Annotated in this window: 2 protein-coding genes; both read left to right on the top strand. The window is 52.3% G+C overall.

Annotation, left to right across the window (positions count from 1 at the left end; translation table 11 throughout):
* The first annotated feature begins 217 nt into the window (after window positions 1-217).
* Entirely contained in the window at window positions 218-1,378 is a 1,161-nt protein-coding gene (locus DEF47_RS03715) for an ROK family protein (RefSeq protein ID WP_012188737.1), read from the top strand.
* A 59-nt stretch (window positions 1,379-1,437) separates the two neighbouring features.
* On the top strand, window positions 1,438-2,448 hold the full coding sequence (locus DEF47_RS03720) for an ROK family protein (RefSeq protein ID WP_012188736.1): 1,011 nt from the start codon (window positions 1,438-1,440) through the stop codon (window positions 2,446-2,448).
* Window positions 2,449-2,632 lie beyond the last annotated feature (184 nt).

The raw sequence follows: 2,632 nt of genomic DNA on the forward strand, positions 1-2,632 counted from the left end.
GATCCCCAACAACCGATCCCCAATCCCCATTTATCGGATAAAATAGAACCGCATTCAGAAATAGTCGCCTCAACGCTGCAATGGAAGCGATTACACTCTCCCAAAATCAGACTATTCTGATACCTAAAGCTCAGCCTTTTGCCCCTCGCAAAGCTGCGCTTGACAAATTGAGCCGCTTGTGGGATACTCTCACTTAGTAAATTCATTGGAATAAGTTATGCAGGGACTGCCCAAGAAAGCCAGTCGGGAGCAAAGCAAGCTTCACAACTACCGACTTGTCTTCAAAGCCATCTACGACGGTGGCGCGATTAGTCGGGTGGATGTAGCACGCTTAACCAACCTCACGCCAACCACAGTTTCGAGTAACGTCGCGATCCTACTCGAAGAAGAATTGGTGCAAGAAGTCGGGTTAGCGCCCTCTGGTGGTGGAAAGCCAGCGACATTGCTGAGCGTATTGGATGATGGTCGCCACTTGATAGGTTTGGATGTTGCGGGACACGAACTGCGGGGCACGATCATCAACTTACGTGGGGCAATTCGCCAACGCCAAACGCTCGCGCTGAATGGGGGCAATGTTCTCGAACAATTGTATCAACTGATTGATCAATTGCTAGCGAACACCCACAGCCCAGTTCTCGGAATTGGCATCGGCGCACCAGGGGTCATTAACACCACCGCTGGAGTTGTCCAACAAGCAGTCAACCTTGGTTGGCACAATCTCGCACTCCGCGATTTGTTGGGCAAGCGTTATGGGTTACCGGTCTATTTGGCCAACGATAGTCATGTAACGGCGATTGCTGAACACACGTTTGGCAGCCAGCGCAACGCGGCAAACCTTGTGGTGATCAACGTTGGGCGTGGGATCGGCGCAGGCATTTTTATCAATGGTCGAATTGTTGGTGGTGATGCTTGGGGAGCGGGTGAAATCGGTCACGTCGTGGTTCAACCTCATGGAACTCTCTGTCGTTGTGGCCATTATGGCTGCCTCGAAACTGTTGCCAGCACAAGTGCGCTGCTAACAAAACTTGATGCAACCCAACCACAATCACAGCCATGGACGATTGCCGAGGTCCAAGCGGCCTTAGCCGCGAATGATCCGACTGTCCGAGCCTTGGTTGACGAAGCTGCCTACTATCTTGGCATCGCCATTGCAAATGTAGTGGGTTTGCTCAACGCTCAATCAATTATCCTTGCTGGGTCGCTGGCCCAACTTGGCAATGATTTACTCCAACCGTTACGCCGTTCGCTAGCACAACACGCTTTGCAGACTTTGGTCGCCGCCACCGATGTGCAAGTGAGCACCCTCGGCAGCGATATCGTTACCCTAGGTGCAGCAGCTCTGTTACTAGCCAATGAGCTAGGCATTGTTCGGGATTAAGTTCCAGCAAACCACCCCCGACAGGCTTAGCCACTTAGTTCCTTGTATAGGGGGTTTGCGTGGATCAACGACAGCGCCGGAACGCCAATGGCTGGCGGCTGGGAGTCGATGTAGGGGGGACGAAAATTGCCACCCTACTTGTCGATGGCGATAATCGAGTTTGGGCCAGCGTTCAACGCCCAACCGATACCGCAACTCCAGACCATGCCCTCAAGTCTCTTGCTGATGCGATTTGGGAAACCTTGAAACAAGCCGACCTACCCATTCGGCTCCTTGCGGGCATTGGGATTGGCATTCCAGGCCAAGTCGATACGCAGAGCGGGATTGTTCGGCACGCCGTCAATCTTGGCTGGCAAGCAGTTGATCTACGTGGATTCATCAACGCAACCTTTGGCACGGCCTGTGTGATTGAAAACGATGTTCGAGCAGCAGCATTAGGCATTCAACGCTATTGGTTGGCTGGTTCGATCGATTCGATGTTATATGTTAGTATAGGCACTGGCATAGCCGCTGGCATGATTCTTGATGGTACTGTCTACCGTGGTAGTCACGGAATGGCGGGCGAAATCGGCCATGCACGCTTCGGATCATCAACAATTCGCTGTCGCTGTGGCAATTATGGCTGTCTTGAAGCCATCGTTGCTGGGCCAGCAATTGCCAACTATGCACACTCTCTGCTCTCAACATTCCCGCATAGCCAACTGCATCAACTCGATTCGATAACCACTCCAGCAGTTTACGCCGCTGCTGAAGCTGGCGATGATTTAGCGTTGGCAGTTGCCCACATGGTTGGCGAACAACTTGCTCAAGCCCTCTATACCATGGTGCTTGCCTACGATTGCGATCATATTGTGCTTGGAGGCGGTGTTAGCCGCGCAGGCTCAGCCTTCTTCGCACCAATCGAACAAGCACTTGATGTCTTACGTCAGCAAAGTTCTCTAGCAACATCATTACTTCCGACGGGGCGGGTTAAGCTCTTAGATCGTGATTTTGCTGCTGGTGCATGGGGCGGAATCGCCTTGCTCGATAGCCAAGCGTTGGCGCGGGTTGCGCAAACGCAACTGGCATAACTCGCCAAGGGATTGGCACAGAATCCCACGGCAAAACCATACCAGTACCACATCGATTTAGGTTGGATTTGGGGAAACCTACGGGTTATGGGTCACGCATAGCCCACTATTCCCCACACTAGGAGGAACAATCAAGATGAAACATCGCAGTTTCCTGTTGTTACTGCTGATCAGCATGCTGATC

The organism is Herpetosiphon sp. (assembly GCF_003512625.1).
Lineage (GTDB): Bacteria > Chloroflexota > Chloroflexia > Chloroflexales > Herpetosiphonaceae > Herpetosiphon > Herpetosiphon aurantiacus.

Excerpts from the sequence above, each read along its gene's own strand:
- DEF47_RS03715 (WP_012188737.1), top strand. The coding sequence starts at position 218 with ATGCAGGGACTGCCCAAGAAAGCCAGTCGGGAGCAAAGCAAGCTTCAC.